The organism is Paraburkholderia sp. (assembly GCF_035656215.1).
GTDB lineage: Bacteria > Pseudomonadota > Gammaproteobacteria > Burkholderiales > Burkholderiaceae > Paraburkholderia.
This window is the reverse complement of the sequence record NZ_DASRSY010000328.1, coordinates 22103-38855: the sequence shown is the minus strand read 5'-3', so window position 1 is coordinate 38855 and position 16753 is coordinate 22103. Positions and strand designations below refer to the sequence as shown.

Sequence of the window (16753 nt, the reverse complement as noted above, 5' to 3'; positions counted from 1 at the left end):
GTCGGTGTCGGTGTCGGTGTCGGCGTCGGTGTCGGCGTCGGTGTCGGTGCTGGCGTGGGTACTGGCGCTGGCGTCGGGGCCGGTGTAGGCGCCGGGGCCGGAACAGGCGCAGGCGGCAAGCTCGAACGCAAATACCAATTGCTTTGCGTGCCCGCAGTCACCCCGCCTTGATACAGCGCGTAGGTATAAGCGCCAGCGCTAATGTTATTACCCTGCGCGAAAGCGCCGCCCGCGGTCGTGCCGCCGTTGGCCGCCTGCACCACCTGAATCCCATTGCCGACAGTAAGGCCACCCGTCCCGCCGACATTGGTAATGCCGAGCGTTGTTGTTCCGCTCGCCCGGCCACCGCTAATCACGATCTTGTCGGACGGCGAATTGTCTGCACCCAGTTGCGTGTTAAGCGCAGCCGTCGCATTCTGTCCCGTGTAGTTCCCCGCGACGGTCAGCGTATTGCCCACGCCACTGCCCGCAATCTGCGCGAGTCCCGCGTTGACCACGTTGCCGTTCACCGTGAAGTTGCCGTTCGGCCCGCTGGCAAAAGCAGCCATCGCATTGGCGACACTGAGCGTGCCTGCGTTATTGAGGTCGCCGGTGACGCTGCCGTAGCCACCGAGCGTCGCGCCGGCAGCAACGCTGACCGTCCCACCACCGCCGAGCGCCGCGCTCGGGGTCGATGCATCGCCCACCGCGAGCGTGCCCGCGCCAACCGTCGTGCCACCGCTGTAGGTGTTCGCGCCGTCAAGCAGCAATGTGCCCGCGCCAGCCTTGGTCAACGCGCCCGTACCCGTGATGTTCTGCGTAATGGTCGACTGGAAGCCCTGTGTGTCGATCGTGCCGCCGCCCGCTGCGATCGCGATCGGCCGCGTGCCTGCCAGATTGAAGCTCGCGCCGAGTTGAAGCGTGCCGCCGTTGAACGTTACGGCGCCAGTCGTCGCGCCGAGCACGTTATCCGCCGATGCCGACAGCACACCTTGCGTGAGCACCGTACCACCCGAATAGGTATTCCCACGGGCTGCCGCTGGCGCGAGCGTCAACGTGCCGGCGCCGTCCTTTTCCACTGAACCGGTCCCCGTGACGAGACCCGCGTAGATACCGTCGACCGTCTGCGTGAATTGCACAAGGCCGTTGTCGGTAACGGTCGGTGGCAAGCTCTGCGCGGGTGCCTGAAGCACACCGGCCGGATCGACGATCACCTTGCCGGTGTACTGCGAGTTGTTGCCATTCAACACGAGCGTGCCTTGCTGCACCTCGGCGACCGTCACACCGACGATCGAGCCAGTGAGCGTCCAGGTGCCGCTGTCCTGCTTATAGAGGCTCTGAAAATTCTTGATGCTGCCCGGCAACGATGCCGTCCCGGTGCCGTTAAGCGTGATCACATTGTTGCCGCCACCGCCGTCGAAATTGCCGGTGATGACGGAACCGGTGTACAGGTGCAACGAATCGCTGCCGCCGGCGAAAACCAGATTGCCGATCACCTGGCCGCGGTTTGTGAAATCAACCGAGCCGTTCCCGCTTGCGCCAATCACATTGTTCGGCGCCTGAATGATGCCTGTCGCGTTATTGATGACGGTGTTCAGCCCTGACGTGTTCTGAAACCAGATCGCCGCCGAATTGACCCCGCGGATCGTGCCGTTGTTGGTGATCGTATTACCGCTGCCTTCCGGATTGACCGCTTCGGCTTGCCCCTGGGTGCCCGACGAAATGACTGTAGCGCCCTGCTGCACCGTCAGCGTGCTGTTGTTGCGGAAGTCGATCGTGTTCGCGCCTGTGCTGTACAAGCCATTGTTCGTCTTTGCCGTGTTCTTGACCAAAGCGCCGCTTGATACGGTGATATTGGCGTTGTCGGACACGGCAATCGCCGTTGCGTCGCCGACCACCACCTGGGCATTCGGCCCAATCGTGACGGTCGCGCCGGATGGGTTCGCCGGACCGGTGCCGATAGTAGTCGTCCACGGGGACGGCGCGGTGGTATCGCAAGTGGTCGTATTGCCGGCGCTGGTGCAGTTCGCAAGCGCCGAAAGCGGCAAGCAGGCGATGACGGCGGAAACCGCCATCGTCGTCGCAGGAAACGGCAATCCGCGGCACCGGCGCAAACTGACGGCAACCGCGTTAGCGGGCCATGTGTTGACGTGATCGGAAGGAGGTTCGGCGTGCCGCACTATCCATAGACATCGCATTGCGCTGAAGTCGTCTTCTGATCGCACCTCTCCCTCCGGGTCGCTGGAACGCACATTGTTTCAACACGATTGCTTACCAGATATTACGAACGGGAGATTAAACAGCAGATATTACTTTGTCCTTTCTTGTCGTTTTTCTGCGAAATTAATGGAAAATTAGTGATTGAAAAATAGCGGCGAAAGCGCTTCTGACCACCGTCATAAAGCGGATTCATCTGTCAAAACAACATGATTTGATCCCAGATATCGGGACACATTTTCAATTTAAATAATCGCTATTGTTTAACGAATAGACTTGCATTTGAAAATGATAATCAGTTGATTCGAAAATCAAGTAATAGTTGCGAATTCCACAGCAGCCTGCCGGTCACATATTCCGCTTATCGAGCCTGCGCCAACGCATTCAAATTGCCTTCGCCAAAACCGTGATGCCCTTGCCGCTGCACGATCTCAAAGAAGATCTCGCCGGCGCCACGTCGCACAAAGGTCTGAAAGAACAGCAGTGGCACGCCATCAGCGCCGATCTCGCCATCCACCAGAACATACGTGCGCTTGAGCCGCTCGACATCGAGCCCATGACCCGGCAAGCGCGCATCGAGTTGCGCGTAATAACGCGGCGGCGGTTGGACGAATTCGACGCCGTTCGCCAGTAGTTGCTCGACGCACGCAAAGATGTCGTCGGTGGCGAGAGCGATGTGCTGAACGCCCTCACCCGGATGATCCGGCAGATATTCGTGCATCAGATTCGTGCGGCGCGTGCCTTCTTCATACAAAGGCACCCGAATCGCGCCGCACGGCGACACCATCACGCGCGATTCCGCCGACACGTGCCAGTTCGCGTGCAGCTCGTGAATCTCACGGAAATTGAGCAGGTCGCGATAGAAGTCGAGCCATTCCTGCATCCGGCCCTCACCGACCGTTTGCGTCAGATGATCGACCGCGACGAGGCCGGTGCCCACGTGACTCAGATCGGCTTGTGCGGTATCGATCTCGATCGGGCGAAAATCAATGTCGAAGATGGAGATGTCGCCAAGGCCGCCGCGCTGACCACCACGGCCGCGCCAACGGTCGACGAAATAGATGTGCGAGTCGCCAATACCCTGGATCGCCGGAATCAGCAGTTCACCCGCACCGAGGCATTCGCCTTCGAACGCCCATGCGCCAAGTTCGATTGCGCGGTCAAAGGCGCGCTGCGCGTTGGCCACTCGAATGCCGATCGCGCAAATGCCCGCGCCGTATTCCTCGGCGTAGCGCTCGGCGAACGAATCCGGCTCGGCATTGATCAGGAAATGCATCTCGCCCTGACGATACAGCGTAACGTCTTTACTGATATGGCGCGCAATCGCCTTGAAGCCGAGTTTCGTGAAGGTTTCGCCGAGCGCCTTCGGCTCGCGCGAGGCGAACTCCACGAATTCGAGGCCGGCGGTGCCGAGCGGATTGTGCTCAGGCGCCGACACGGCGCGCAGCGCGGCGTCTGGAGTGGGCAAGTCGCTGGGCATGACAATCTCCTTGGACAGTCTTTCGTGCACTGTCGCGAGTGTTCGTGATGTTTCTGCTGTTCGGTGCAAACCGTCAATCTTCCGCAGTGTGACACCGCATGCGTGGTGTACCGCAGCAATGCGGCCCGCGACGGCTTTCGCACCGTGTTTGTACACCGGGTAGCAGGGCCTTCGCAACCTTCATTTTGTACTGGATGGTTCACGCACGGTGAATCGGGTCGCAGTGTGGGGCTCCTGCGTCTCTCCCCACTCTCGTATCCCTTCCGGCTCCTGCACCGCTGCGCGGCATGGGTCAGATTTTGGGCATGTTGCCGCGGCTGCGTTTCGACGCGCGTTTGGCCGCCGGCTTGCCAGTGGCCGCCGCCATGCGCTGCTGCGCGACCCCGCGCACGGCATCGATGAATACCCGACCCACCGGCGACGGCTGCGTGTCCGAGCGCCGGATCAGCCCCACGGGCTCGCCGGTGCCCGCGAACGGCAAGGGCAAACGCACCAGCATGCCATGCGCCAGTTCATATTCGACAGCGCTCAGCGGCACGAACCACACCGCGTCGTTTTCGAGCGTCAACGCGCGCCCCGTCGACACCGACAGCACTTCGACAAACCCTGATAACGGCGGCACGCCCCACGCGCTCAACAGACTCTCGGCCGATTGCCGGATCAGCGTGCCGAACGGCGGGAGCACCACCGGAAAACCCTCCAGCGACGTGGCCGGCAGCCCCGCCCCCAGCGCCAGCGGATGCCCTGCACGCACCACGGCAATCAACGGCTCGCTGAAAAGCTGCTCGAAACTCAGCCCGACCATCCGTTCCGGGTCCGCCAGACGCCCGATCGCGAATTCGATCGTGCCGGCCTTCAGGCGTTCGAGCAATTCGGGGTTGGCGGCGGTGGCAAGGCGCACGATCACGCGCGGCCAAAGCGGTGCGAACAACTTCAGCACCGGCGGCACCAGCGCAGCCGCGACGGTCGGCAGAATGCCGATTTCCAGCGTGGCCGCCGCCGCCCCTTCGGCGTGCGCCAGCAAATCGACGCCCTGTCGCAACGCACTGACACAGGCGCTCGCATGCGGCATGAAGAGCTGCCCCGCGCGGGTCGGCACGGCGCCGTGGCGGCCGCGCTCGAACAACTTCACGCCGAGAATCGCTTCCAGTTCAGCGATCGTCTTGGAGACCGCGGGCTGCGTGATGGACAGGCTTTCGGCGGCCCGCTGCACACCGCCGAACTGGGCGACAGCCAGAAAGCACTGGAGATGACGGAATTTGACGCGGCTGTCCGCGAGGCTGCGTTGCATAACGACAGGTTATACGAAATGGGCGAAAACGTCATTTTTCATAACCTCTCAGGTTAGATAAAGTCGCGTCATAAAGCCGTATCACACAATTCTCGAAGGAGACACACTGATGGACGAGTCCTTTCTCACCCCGCGCGACTTCGCGTCCCACCCCGCCTACATCTATCCCGGCTACGGTTCATCGGTCAAACGCGGCCCGACGCGTCCGCTGATTCCCCTGAAAGAAAAGCTGCGCGATCAGCGCGTGCCGGTCTACGGCACCGAAGATCTCGGCGCGCTCGATCACGACCTGACGCGCAATGCGGTGCGCAACGGCGAGCCGCTTGGCGAGCGCATCATCGTGACGGGCCGTGTGCTCGACGAAGGTGGCCGTCCGGTACGCAATACGCTGGTTGAAATCTGGCAAGCGAACGCTGCCGGCCGCTATGTGCACAAAGTCGACCAGCACGACGCGCCGCTCGACCCGAACTTCCTCGGCGCGGGCCGCTGTATTACCGACAACGACGGCCGCTACCGCTTTCTGACGATCAAACCGGGCGCCTATCCTTGGGGCAATCACCCGAACGCATGGCGTCCGAACCATATTCATTTTTCGCTGTTCGGCGACCATTTCGGCTCGCGTCTCGTCACGCAGATGTACTTCCCCGGCGATCCGCTGCTGGCCTTCGACCCGATTTTCCAAGGCACGCCTGAGCACGCACGCGACCGGCTGGTTGCCAACTTCTCGCTCGATACGACGCAAGAGGCCTATGCGCTCGGCTACGACTTCGACATCGTGCTGCGCGGCCGCAACGAAACCCCGATGGAGCGCTAAGCCATGACGACCCTCAAGCAAACGCCTTCGCAAACGGTTGGACCTTACTTCGCCTACGGTCTGTGCCCGCAGCAATACGATTTCGATTTCAAAAGCATGTTCACGCCGGTTCTGGCCGACCGCGAAGCCGCCGGCGAACACATCACGATCGTCGGCCAGCTGTTCGACGGCGACGGCACGGTGATCGGCGATGCCATGCTGGAAGTGTCGCAAGTGGACGCGCAAGGCCACTATCCGCAATCACGCGAGGAAATCGTGAAGACGGGTTTCCGTGGCTTCGCCCGCGTTGGTACGGGGACAGACCCGCAGAAGCGTTTTGTCGTCGAAACCGTGAAACCCGGCCGCGCAAGTCCGGACGAAGCGCCGCATCTGAATGTGATCGTGACAATGCGCGGCATGCTGCTGCACACCTTCACGCGCATCTATTTCGAAGACGAAGCCGAGGCGAACGCACGGGATGCCGTGCTGGCAGCGGTTTCGGCGGACCGGCGTGGCACGCTGATCGCGCGTCGCGAGCCGAATACGGCCAATGTGTACCGGTTCGATATCTATATGCAGGGTAGCAAGGAAACAGTGTTTTTCGACCTGTGAGCGGATTTTCTATACTTTCACGTAGCTTTCACATACACTGAAGTTGATCCGTCTAGCGACTGGATCGCGAAACTCCGAGTAGTTAAGCCCGCCCCGCGCGGGCTTTTTTTTGGTTTTTGCGTCTGCGTGGCAACGCAGTTCACTTCAGGGAACACCGCAGCCAGCGGCTAATCCTCACCACGTCGGCGATATGATCCCGCGCGCCTGGCGCGCCCAATACGGCAATATCGACCGGCCTGCCATGCACCAGCATGCGCACCACAACGCAATGCCCTGCTTCGTTAATAAAGCCTGTCTTCTGCAGCACGATCGACCGGTCGCCTCCTCGCACCAGCGCATTCGAATTGTGATAACTCAGCCGCGCCCGGCCGCCGCCCGGCGCGACAACTTGTGCAGAGTCAGTCGAATAAGCCTTGATCAACGGATATCGGCTGGCGGCCGCAACCAGCAACGACAAATCCCGCGCCGTCGAAACATTTCGCGGCGACAACCCCGTGCCATTGACGAACGACGTATGCCGCATCCCCAGCGAACGCGCTTTCGCATTCATCGCTGCAACAAAACTCGGCCGCCCCCCAACGTAATCGCGACTGAGTGCCGCCGCAGCGCGATTCTCAGAAGACATCAGCGCAATGTGCAGCATGTCATGACGCGACAATCTCGACCCGACACCCAAGCGGGAGCCGGTGAATTTGTCGAAATCCTGATCCTGCACGGCGACGTTGAGCGGCACATTCAGGGCATGTTTTGCATCGAGCGATACCACCGCGGTCATCAGTTTGGATATCGAAGCAATCGGCAGCACTCGATCAGCCTGCTTTTCAGTGAGAACGGTACGCGTTCGCTCGTCGACGACATAGACGGCTTTGGCACGGAGCAATGCGCGCGATTTAGGCGTATAGCCGCAGCGCGCCAGTAGACGAATCGATGAATGCAAAGGTGAACGGGACGCCGCTGTGTGCTGCACACGACGATCCGCTGCCAACACCCCAGGGCGCCTCCCGCCGCGCGGCTCTCGCGCATTGCGCGCAGCCTGCCGGCGATGCTTCGTAGGGAGCTTGCTGACATGCATCGGCCGCTCTGCAGTCGTCACCTGCTTTCGCTTGTGCGCGACACGGCGCCGTGCCTTGCCGGCGGTTTGCTTTTTCGCTTTGCCCGGGGTTTTCGTTTTCGCTGTCGCTTTGGACGTGTGCCTGGTGGACGGCGTAACGTGCCGGCTCACGCGGGCGGACGGATGGCGCGCAGGCTCATGGGCCGCACCGAACGACCAGCCGATATTCAGCCACACTAAACCGAACAATACGATGTAGCGGAGCCACGCAGGAAAACGATTAGCAGAGGAAACTGAAGTCACACTTAACAACGGAAATGGTCGATGTTCTGTCCCGCGTAGATCGCGCGCGCGAGCCAATCCGGCTTATCGCCGTGACCGTCCCACGTATTGCCGAAGGCATCGCGATACATCACGGCCCGGGTCGCGGACTTGTCGGCTTCGATCGCTTCGGCGAGCGCTTCGGTCGTAATGCCGTATTCGTCCATACGTCGGCGAATCCACACGATCAGGCGCTCACGCGCATTCCCGTCGAGGTCGAACAGACGTTGTTCTTCTCGCTCTTTCATAACGTACCGGTTTCGCGGCTGATCATGCTCGCGTTCGAAAAACAAAGGCTTCGCTAAACAACGCGAAACCTATGCGTGAATCAGATGGCTTGAGTGCAAATCGAACTCACGATACCTCTCCCGATGCATGACAACTCGCATCTGGAATTCATGTCCAATAAATCCTGGATTGAGGGGAATTCGACGGCAAACGGCTCGGATCGCGCTCGTGATCGGCCCTGGTGTTCCAAGGCTGCTTCAGCGTATGGAAAGTGATTCTAGCATCCAACTTCGGCTGCTTGCAGCAACTGATTGTTTGCCTGCAACAATGAACTTTCTTGCTCATTCCGACTGCGCTCGGCACTAGCCTATTCGAATCTTGCTGGTTCTTATTGGTTCTATTCGCGCTGGTCGAAAAACAAATTCTCGCCCTCTCATGCTATGTTTCAGGGAGCCGCATCGCCGCCTTAGGAGACACACAAAAATGCCCGCCTCGACCGCCATCTTCACAATCCTGGCCGCACTGCTACTCGGTGCCATGAGCCCTGGGCCAAGCTTCGTCATTGTCGCCCGCAACGCGATCGGACTCTCCCGTAGCGACGGCCTCGCGACAGCTGCCGGCATGGGAATAGGCGGCGTGTTCTTCAGCGGCATCGCCCTGCTCGGTCTATACACGTTGCTGGCGACGGTGGAGTGGCTGTACGTCGGCTTGAAAGTAGCCGGTGGCCTTTATCTGATCTACCTTGCGTCGAAGATCTGGCGCGGTGCGGCCAAACCACTGGCGTTCGACGCAACGCAAACCGCCACCGCCAATGTGCGCAAATCCTTCTGGATCGGTTTGAGCACACAACTCAGCAATCCGAAGACAGCGGTCTACTACGGCAGCATCTTCGCGGCCCTGCTTCCGCAACATCCGCCGCTGTGGTGCTATTTTGCATTGCCCCCTGCAATCTTCGCCATTGAAGCCGGCTGGTACACCGTGGTCGCGTTGTGCTTTTCGAGCAAACGCCCGCGCGAAATCTATCTGCAGTGGAAGGCCTGGATCGATCGCGTCGCCGCGAGCGCCGTTGCCGCGCTCGGACTGCGCCTGATCCTGACGGCACATAAAGTGGGTATCTGAGGCTGAAATCCCGCTTGAGCGGCTTGTCGTGCCGCGCGGCACGGCAAGCCAGCAACGAGGGCCATATCGTCACACGCCCAAGCTGAGCAATGCAGGCTTGACAAAACAGTTACAAGATAAGTGTTGACGCTTACATGCCCCGGCGGTTACTGTGACGTCCGAAGTTCAAGAAGTTCGATTGCTGTTCATCAATGTCTCGCTCCTCAGCGGTATTCGTTGTCCTCTCCCTCCTTGACCCTTCGCGCGCTCCTCAACAGAGCAAATTCTTCTATTTTTTCCTCAAGGATTCTTCATGGATACCGGTACCGTTAAGTGGTTCAACGACAGCAAAGGCTTTGGCTTCATCACCCCGGACAAGGGCGGCGACGACCTGTTCGCGCACTTCTCCGAAATCACCGGCGACGGCTTCAAGACGCTGGCTGAAAATCAGAAGGTGAGCTTCGAAACGAAGCAAGGCCCGAAGGGTCTGCAAGCGGCTAACATCAAGCCGATGTAAGTTTGAAGGGCTCGGTGTCCGGCAACGGACATCGGGCTGCAGCGACATCCTCGCGGAGCTTTGTCTCCCACAGTTGGCGCGATCGCTTTTAGCTGCATGTGTAGTTCAGCAGCTAGCCCAAGCGCCAAACGCCTCGTTGCACCTCATTCTCCCCTCTGGCTTTAACGCCCTTTTTAGCTTTCCGACTGCGTTTGGATTCGGCGCCAATGGCTTGAATCAGCTCGTCCGCTCGACCCGTACAACGGCTCGGACGGCAGGCGCGCACTCGAACATTATTAAAATATAAAATGCAAAACAAACATATTCATCATTACAACGGCTATGCCGTCAAACCCTCGGCGCATCGCTTGCCTGACGGTAGCTTTTCATCCAACCTGTTGCTCGAACGCGCTGACAGCGCGCGTACCGAAGGGCGCTACCAGTTCTATTCGCTCGACTACTTCACGAACGAAGAACAAGCACTGCAGCACTCGGCACGCTGGGCACGCCACTGGGTCGACACGCGCGGTTAAGCGCAAGTCGAACCTGATGCGCGCGGGACCCCGCGCTTGCATCGTTCAACACCCATAGTGCGCCATGAGGCGCTCTAGACACCGCGCGCGATCTATTCGGTTCCTTCCGCCTTGATCCGCGCGCGCAGTTCGAACTTCTGAATTTTTCCCGTCGACGTCTTCGGCAATTCGCCGAAGCGCACCGCTTTTGGCAGCTTGTATCCCGCAAGAAACAGCCGGCAGTGCGCGATGATCTCTTCTGCGCTCACCTGAGCGCCTTCCTTGAGTTCGACGAAGGCGCACGGTACCTCACCCCACTTCGGATCGGCCATCGCCACCACGGCGGCAACCGACACCGCAGGGTGACGGTACAACGTGTCTTCGACCTCGATACTCGAGATGTTCTCGCCGCCTGAAATGATGATGTCCTTGCTGCGATCGCGGATGCGGATATAGCCGTCAGGCATCCGCACGCCGAGGTCCCCGGTGTGGAACCAGCCGCCGCGGAAGGTCGCTTCCGTGGCGCGCTCGTTCTTCAGATACCCTTTCATGCAAATATTGCCGCGAAACATGATCTCGCCGAGCGTTTCGCCGTCGTCAGGGACGGGCACGAGCGTGTCCGGCTCGAGCACTGCTATCGCTGCCTGCAGGTGGTAGCGCACACCTTGCCGCGCGTTCATTTCGGCGCGTGTGTTGTCGTCGAGCGCTTCCCATTCCTCCTGTTTTGCGCAGACGGCAGCCGGGCCGTAGGTCTCGGTCAGTCCATATACGTGCGTCAGATCGAAGCCGATCTCCTTCATCTTGGCGATCACCGCCGGCGCGGGTGCCGCGCCGGCCACCATCATCGACACACGATGTGTGATGCCCTCACGCCACTCTGCGGGCGCATTCGCGAGCGCGCTTTGCACGATCGGCGCGCCGCAATAATGCGTGATGCCTTCGCGGCGAATCAGTTCGAACACCGTCTTCGCGTCGAATTTACGTAGACAGACGTTAACGCCGGCACGAGCGGCAACAGTCCAGGGGAAACACCAGCCGTTGCAGTGAAAGAGCGGCAAAGTCCATAGGTAGACCGCGTGCTTGGGCATATCCCATTCGAGGATATTGCTGAGCGCATTCAGATAGGCACCGCGATGGTGGTAGACCACGCCCTTCGGGTCGCCAGTCGTGCCTGAGGTGTAGTTCAGTGCGATGGCGTCCCACTCGTCAGCGGGCAGGGTCCAGCCGAATTCGGGGTCGCCGGTTTGCAGGAACGCTTCGTAGTCGGTTGCGCGGATGAACTTGTCGGCGTCGGCGGGCATCGCATCCGCCACGCTGATCACGCGTAGCTCGGGGAATTCCAGCGCTGCGCGGTGCGCCAGCTCGGTGTACTCCGTATCGACGATCAACGCCTTCGCCTCGCCGTGACGCAACATGAAGAGCAGCGACGACACGTCGAGCCGCGTATTCAGCGTGTTGAGCACGGCCCCGGCCATCGGCACGCCGAAATGCGCTTCTATCATCGGAGGAATATTCGGCAGCAAAGCGGCAACCGTGTCGCCACGTTCGATACCGGCCTGCCGCAACGCGCTGGCCAGACGCCGCGCGCGCTCGTAGGTTTCGCGCCAGTTGCGGCGAATCTCCCCATGGACGACCGCGAGCCGCTCACCGTAGACTTCCGCTGCGCGCGCGATGAAATCGATGGGCGTCAGTGGGACATAATTGGCCTCGCGCCGCTGGAGGCCTTCTTCGAACATGTGCTTCATTGCCTTGTCTCCTGAGGCGCTGCCTGCGCCGTCGCTTTTTCTGATTAGTAGCTAGCCTAGCAACTGTCATGGTGAACTGTCTGTCATTCAAATGACAGAGTGGCGCGCCCTGACTCCTCTCAACCGACTTCACCCGCATACGCCCCGCTAGCCGCTTTGGATGACGCTCCGTTCACCGCCCCCGCAGACGCCCGCTCGCACCGGCCGGAACGGGTTCCGCGTGCCGTTCTGCCGCGGCTGTTCGGCACCTGCGCCTGGTTCAGGGCACTCGCCGCCGAACATCAGGCGACGGTCCTCGCCAGCGCGTTTGCGGAGAGGCTGGCGGCGGGCGCATGGATCGCCCGCCGCCAGGAGCCGTCGGACTACTGGATCGGCGTCCATTCCGGCCTCATCAAACTCGCCATCTACAACGCCTCAGGACGCAGTTGCACCCTCTCCGGCGTGCCGCCCGGCGGCTGGTTCGGCGAAGGCAGTGTCATCAAGCGCGAATTGCGCAAATACGACGTGGCCGCGATTCAGCCTTCGCTCGTGATGTTCGTGCCGTCGGAGACTTTTCATGCGCTGCTCGACTCGAGTCTACCGTTCACCGGTTTTGTGATCCGGCAGTTGAACAACCGCATGGGCGAATTCATCGCGTCGATCCAGAATAGCCGGCTGCTGGACGTCGACGCGCGCGTCGCCCAGTCGCTCGCGCAACTGTTCAATCCCGACCTCTATCCCGACACCGGGCGCACGCTGGCCATTTCGCAGGAGGAAGTCGGCCTGCTGGCGGGCGTGTCGCGGCAACGAATCAACCAGGCACTGCAAAACCTCGAAAGGCTGCAGATTTTGCGCCTCTCGTACAACCAGATCGACGTGCTGGACCTCGAACGTCTGTGCGCGTTTGGTCAGGAGCAGATCTAGCGCAAGCGCGTGCGTGCGCCCGGCGCCCGGCGGCCTGTTGCCTGTTGCCTGTTGCCTGTCGCAGGCTGTCCGCGGCTTCCCGCAATTTTCCGCGAGTTTGGTTCCAGTTTCCCGATTTTCCTCGACGTTTCCCGCTGTTCATCGTCCGCCTCAGGCCGGACATTTGCGTTCCAGGCAGGAATTTCGGACGCCCGAATAAAGAATCCGCGGCAACAGCCGTTATGCCGACTATGCAACGCAGATTGCAGACCCTCCCTATTCCGAGTTCAACGTATTGTCGAAACTGATAATGAACCGTCTGACACTGAAACAGAAATTGTGGGTGCCGATACTGCTCTGCTGGGCAGCGCTCCTGATCGTCACCGTTGTGAACGCATTCGATGCAAGAAACGCCCAAATGGACGCACGGCGCGGGAATCTGGCCGATGTCACCGACATGGCGGTATCGATCGTCGCGGACTATGCGAAGCAGGCCGACACGGGCAAGCTCTCAGTCGACGAGGCCAGGCAGCAGGCCATCGCTCGCGTCAATGCGCAACGTTATGGCACGTCGGGCTACGTGACGATCGTGCGCAGCGATTCGGTGATGGTTGCTCACCCAATAAGCCCGAAGCTGAACGGCAAGGACATGAGCGGCTTCCGCGACGCCAAAGGCAACGCGCTGTATCACGACATCGCTCAGGCAGGCGGCTCGGCGGCCGGCGCAGGCTATCTGCGCTACTGGTGGCCGAAACCCGGTGAGACGGCACCGAGCGAAAAAATCGGCTATGTGAAGCGCTTCGGCCCGTGGAACTGGGACTTTATCGCCGGCGCCTATATGGACGACATCCAGGCGCAGTTCTACGCAACTCTCGAGCGCTCAGCCGGCATGCTGGTGCTATTGGTCGTGCTGGTGTCGTTCGTGGCCTCGCGCGTGGTGCGCAACGTATCGCGTTCGATCGGCGGAGAGCCCTCCACCGCGGCGGCGATTGCAATGCAGATCGCACGCGGCGATCTCGCCACGCGCATCGACCTGCGTCGCGACGACAGCTCGAGCCTGCTGTTCTCGCTACGCGAGATGCGCAACCAACTCGCTGCGACCGTCACGCGGATCAAGACGTCCGCCGAGACGATCACGGTCGCGTCGAAAGAGATTGCCGCGGGCAACCTGGATCTGTCGAGCCGCACCGAAGAACAGGCGGCTTCGTTGGAGCAAACCGCCGCCAGCATGGACGAGCTCACCAAGACCGTCACGCAGAATGCCGATAACGCGGCGACCGCGTCAGAACTCGCGGCGGATGCATCGAATATCGCCGCCCGCGGCGGCCAGGTCGTCAACGACGTCGTCGAGAAAATGGCCGGCATCACCGACAGTTCACACAAGATCGGCGAGATCATCAGCGTGATCGAAGGCATCGCGTTCCAGACCAATATCCTGGCGCTGAACGCAGCGGTGGAAGCGGCGCGCGCCGGTGAAGAAGGCCGTGGCTTCGCGGTCGTCGCGGGCGAAGTGCGCAATCTCGCGCAGCGCAGCGCAACGGCGGCCAAGGAAATCAAGGTGCTGATCAATCAGTCTGTCGCGCAGGTCGGCGAAGGCTCTGCGTTGGCAGGCAACGCCGGCAGCACGATCGGCGAGGTGGTCGACGCCGTGCGCCGCGTGACCGCAATCATGAACGAGATATCGGCAGCCTCGAAAGAGCAGAGCTCGGGTATCGGCGAAGTCAATCTCGCGATCCGCCAGATGGACGACGTGACGCAACGCAATGCCGCGCTAGTCGAGCAGGCAGCGGCTGCGGCAGGTTCACTCGATGAGCAAACCGAACGTCTGCGAAATGCCGTTGCAGTGTTCAAGGTCGGACAGCATGCGTGATTGAGCAGCGCACCCACGCCGGTGACTAGCCCAACTGATTAAAAAAAGCCGACATTGAACTGCACCCCAAAAGTTGAATACCGATTCAACCTTTGGGGTGCAGTTCACATCCGGTTACCGGTGACGGCCTTTTTCTTGCCATGTCGAAACAGTCCTGAGCCCGCTACGCAGTACGCGGGTCATTCCTGCGAGTAACGGGCCGTGCCAGCATGGTATCGGTGCCGAACAGCGTAAAAGCGATGTTGGCCAGCACACCTGAATTCTTCCAGCGCAGATAGTAGCGATGCGCAGTCTGATAAGGCGCATACCGGTCAGGCATCGCGTGCCACGGTTTGCCTGTGTGCAGTACCCAGAGCACGCTATTCACCACGCAACGGATGTCGATGCTGGGACGGCCGCGCCGAGGTCCATGATCTTTCATTTCAGGCAGGAGCGGCACGATGCGATGCCATTGCTCGTCGGTGAGATCCTGAATGGCTGGCGAGCGAGCCAGTGGGTTGGAAGCGGGAGTATTCATGCAGTAGGAACGCGCACCTGCAGCACACGTGCTAGCGCCGCCGCGAAAAATAGTGTCTATAACTCAATCGTTTCAGACTACCCCAAGCTCGCTTTCGCGAAAGTCAATTATTGTCAGGCTCGTGTGCGCAATTGTCAGAAATCGCAACACGTTTTTTGCGCCGATGGGTTTTTGCACCAATGGATTAGTGCGCGATGAAGGCCGTGGTCCACTATCCGCGCGCCCATAAAAAAAGGTGCCGCGAACGGCACCTTTTTCTGCAACAACTAGCTTCTGCTGAAGCTTAGAAGCGGTGACGCAGACCGACCGTGGCGGCCGTCTGGTTCTTCGACGACGACGGCAGTTGCGTCGGGTCGCCGCTGTAGATCGATGCCACTGCGCTGTCGCCCGACGCGTGTTGGTACACGGCTTGAGCGTAGACGTCGGTACGACGCGACAGCGAGTAGTCAGCCTGCAGACCGATCTGGTGGAAGCGAACCTTGTCGCTACCCACTTGGTCGGCGCCATAGATATGGCCGTCGGTGAACGTGTACGCAACGCCCAGACCCAGAGCCGGGGTGATGTTGTACTTGCCGTTCACTTCATAGTTGTTCAGGCGCAGCGATTGTTGGCCAGCGGTGTAGTTGTCAGCACGCGATTGCGTCCATGCCAGACCGACCGTAGCCGGGCCGAACGAGTACGAACCTGCTGCACCGAACTCACGTTGACGGAAGTTGCCGTTGACGCCCAACAGCGCGCCGTCCGATGCGCCACCGTTGCTTGCCGTGCCTGCTGCGTTCGTTGCACCCGGGTTGTTCTGCTGTGCGTAAGCAGCGCCCAAACGCAGGCCTTGGTACTGGTATGCAGCACCAACGCTGTATTCGCGGTTGTTTGCGAATGCGCCAGCCTGGTTCGAGAAGCCGTACGTGCCGCCGAACGTGAAGCCAGCGTAGTTAGCGCTCGAGTACTTGATCGAGTTGTTGACCGCGTAGCCGCCGTTCGTGCTCAGGTTGTCGTTGTTGAACGGGTGCGCGAAGTACGTACCGCCCCAGCTGCCCGTTGCGGTCAGCGGTGCCAGGTAGTCTTGTGCTGCGTCGTATTGACGACCCAGCGTGACCGTACCGTATTGCGCGCTCGACAGACCGACAAACGCTTGACGGTTGAACATGCCGTTGTTGTTAGCGAACTTGCCGTTGTTGATGTTGAAGCCGCTTTCCAACGTGAAGATTGCCTTCAGACCGCCGCCCAGATCTTCCGAACCGCGCAGACCGAACATGCTTTGGTTGATGCCGCCGCTACCAGCTGCCCACTTTGCGTTGCCGTGACCGACGCCGTTGGCGGGGGCGACATTGCTGGTGTACGTCAGGCCCGCGTCCAGCAGACCATACAGGGTCACGCTGCTTTGTGCGTGAGCGACGGAAGCGAACGATGCGGCAACCGCAACAACGATGAGACTCTTTTTCATGCGTGGACTCCTGTTCGATAAATTTACGCGGAGAGCGGGACCTGCCTCGGCAGCGCAACCATCACTCGCTGCCGCCCTGTTTGCCGAACCGTTTCCGGATCAGCTGGGCACCCTTTAAACGAAGCGTGAGTGTAGGGGGACACCCTAGTAGCGACGTCGGCAATTTACGCAACAGGATTTTTCAGAATCCGCAACAATCAAATCGGGATAGGTATTA

The 16753-nt window shown here is 60.4% G+C and carries 16 protein-coding genes; 8 read left to right on the top strand and 8 right to left on the bottom strand.

Going from position 1 to position 16753, the window contains the following annotated elements; all coding sequences use genetic code 11:
• The coding region (locus tag VFE81_RS19060; protein ID WP_325046082.1) for an autotransporter-associated beta strand repeat-containing protein at positions 1 to 1778 on the bottom strand (1778 nt) is incomplete at its 3' end.
• Here VFE81_RS19060 and VFE81_RS19055 point away from each other — a divergent pair.
• The gene (locus tag VFE81_RS19055; protein WP_325046081.1) at positions 1756 to 2133 is read left to right on the top strand and encodes a hypothetical protein; all 378 of its coding nucleotides are present in this window, start codon (positions 1756 to 1758) and stop codon (positions 2131 to 2133) included. The two genes, VFE81_RS19060 and VFE81_RS19055, sit on opposite strands and share 23 nt — an antisense overlap.
• A 424-nt stretch (positions 2134 to 2557) precedes the next feature.
• Here the strand turns inward: VFE81_RS19055 and VFE81_RS19050 are convergent, their stop codons facing one another.
• Positions 2558 to 3676 carry a 4-hydroxyphenylpyruvate dioxygenase family protein gene (locus VFE81_RS19050; protein ID WP_325046080.1) on the bottom strand — a complete coding sequence of 373 codons (1119 nt, stop codon included), beginning with the start codon at positions 3674 to 3676 and terminating at the stop codon, positions 2558 to 2560.
• A 292-nt stretch (positions 3677 to 3968) separates the two neighbouring features.
• Positions 3969 to 4967, bottom strand: a complete 999-nt coding sequence (pcaQ, locus tag VFE81_RS19045) for a pca operon transcription factor PcaQ (RefSeq protein ID WP_325046079.1) — start codon at positions 4965 to 4967, stop codon at positions 3969 to 3971.
• Positions 4968 to 5076: 109 nt separating this feature from the next.
• Between pcaQ and pcaH the strand changes: the two genes are divergently transcribed.
• Complete coding sequence (gene pcaH, locus VFE81_RS19040; RefSeq protein WP_325046078.1) at positions 5077 to 5781, top strand: protocatechuate 3,4-dioxygenase subunit beta; 705 nt, start codon at positions 5077 to 5079, stop codon at positions 5779 to 5781.
• Positions 5782 to 5784: 3 nt separating this feature from the next.
• Complete coding sequence (gene pcaG, locus VFE81_RS19035; protein ID WP_325046077.1) at positions 5785 to 6372, top strand: protocatechuate 3,4-dioxygenase subunit alpha; 588 nt, start codon at positions 5785 to 5787, stop codon at positions 6370 to 6372.
• 139 nt (positions 6373 to 6511) lie between these two features.
• Here the strand turns inward: pcaG and VFE81_RS19030 are convergent, their stop codons facing one another.
• Together VFE81_RS19030 and VFE81_RS19025 are read right to left on the bottom strand one after the other, a co-directional pair.
• The gene (locus tag VFE81_RS19030; RefSeq protein ID WP_325046076.1) at positions 6512 to 7735 is read right to left on the bottom strand and encodes a serine hydrolase; all 1224 of its coding nucleotides are present in this window, start codon (positions 7733 to 7735) and stop codon (positions 6512 to 6514) included.
• A complete protein-coding gene (locus VFE81_RS19025) occupies positions 7729 to 7992 on the bottom strand; it encodes an H-NS family nucleoid-associated regulatory protein (protein WP_325046074.1) in 264 nt (87 codons plus the stop codon). Before VFE81_RS19025 ends, VFE81_RS19030 begins: the two co-directional genes overlap by 7 nt.
• Before the next feature lie 463 nt (positions 7993 to 8455).
• Here VFE81_RS19025 and VFE81_RS19020 point away from each other — a divergent pair, with 463 nt between their 5' ends.
• The 3 genes from VFE81_RS19020 (at position 8456) to VFE81_RS19010 (ending at position 10099) form a co-directional block, all read left to right on the top strand.
• Positions 8456 to 9091 carry a LysE family translocator gene (locus VFE81_RS19020; RefSeq protein WP_325046073.1) on the top strand — a complete coding sequence of 212 codons (636 nt, stop codon included), beginning with the start codon at positions 8456 to 8458 and terminating at the stop codon, positions 9089 to 9091.
• A gap of 292 nt (positions 9092 to 9383) precedes the next feature.
• Positions 9384 to 9587, top strand: coding sequence for a cold-shock protein (locus VFE81_RS19015; protein ID WP_175049792.1), 204 nt, complete (start codon positions 9384 to 9386; stop codon positions 9585 to 9587).
• A 287-nt stretch (positions 9588 to 9874) separates the two neighbouring features.
• Positions 9875 to 10099, top strand: coding sequence for a hypothetical protein (locus VFE81_RS19010; protein ID WP_179739291.1), 225 nt, complete (start codon positions 9875 to 9877; stop codon positions 10097 to 10099).
• A 92-nt stretch (positions 10100 to 10191) separates the two neighbouring features.
• Here VFE81_RS19010 and VFE81_RS19005 read toward each other — a convergent pair whose 3' ends face one another.
• Positions 10192 to 11823 (bottom strand): acyl-CoA synthetase, encoded by a 1632-nt coding sequence (locus tag VFE81_RS19005; RefSeq protein ID WP_325046072.1) that lies wholly within the window; start codon positions 11821 to 11823, stop codon positions 10192 to 10194.
• Positions 11824 to 11979: 156 nt separating this feature from the next.
• On the opposite strand from VFE81_RS19005, the gene VFE81_RS19000 reads away from it, so the two are divergent.
• Both VFE81_RS19000 and VFE81_RS18995 read left to right on the top strand, forming a co-directional pair.
• Positions 11980 to 12726: a Crp/Fnr family transcriptional regulator gene (locus VFE81_RS19000; protein WP_325046071.1), complete on the top strand. Its 747-nt coding sequence runs from the start codon at positions 11980 to 11982 to the stop codon at positions 12724 to 12726.
• A 289-nt stretch (positions 12727 to 13015) separates the two neighbouring features.
• Positions 13016 to 14575, top strand: a complete 1560-nt coding sequence (locus tag VFE81_RS18995) for a methyl-accepting chemotaxis protein (protein ID WP_325046070.1) — start codon at positions 13016 to 13018, stop codon at positions 14573 to 14575.
• A 163-nt stretch (positions 14576 to 14738) separates the two neighbouring features.
• Here the strand turns inward: VFE81_RS18995 and VFE81_RS18990 are convergent, their stop codons facing one another.
• Positions 14739 to 15092 carry a transposase gene (locus VFE81_RS18990; protein ID WP_325046069.1) on the bottom strand — a complete coding sequence of 118 codons (354 nt, stop codon included), beginning with the start codon at positions 15090 to 15092 and terminating at the stop codon, positions 14739 to 14741.
• Between the two features lie 283 nt (positions 15093 to 15375).
• The gene (locus tag VFE81_RS18985) at positions 15376 to 16536 is read right to left on the bottom strand and encodes a porin (protein ID WP_325046068.1); all 1161 of its coding nucleotides are present in this window, start codon (positions 16534 to 16536) and stop codon (positions 15376 to 15378) included.
• Between the last annotated feature and the right edge of the window lie 217 nt (positions 16537 to 16753).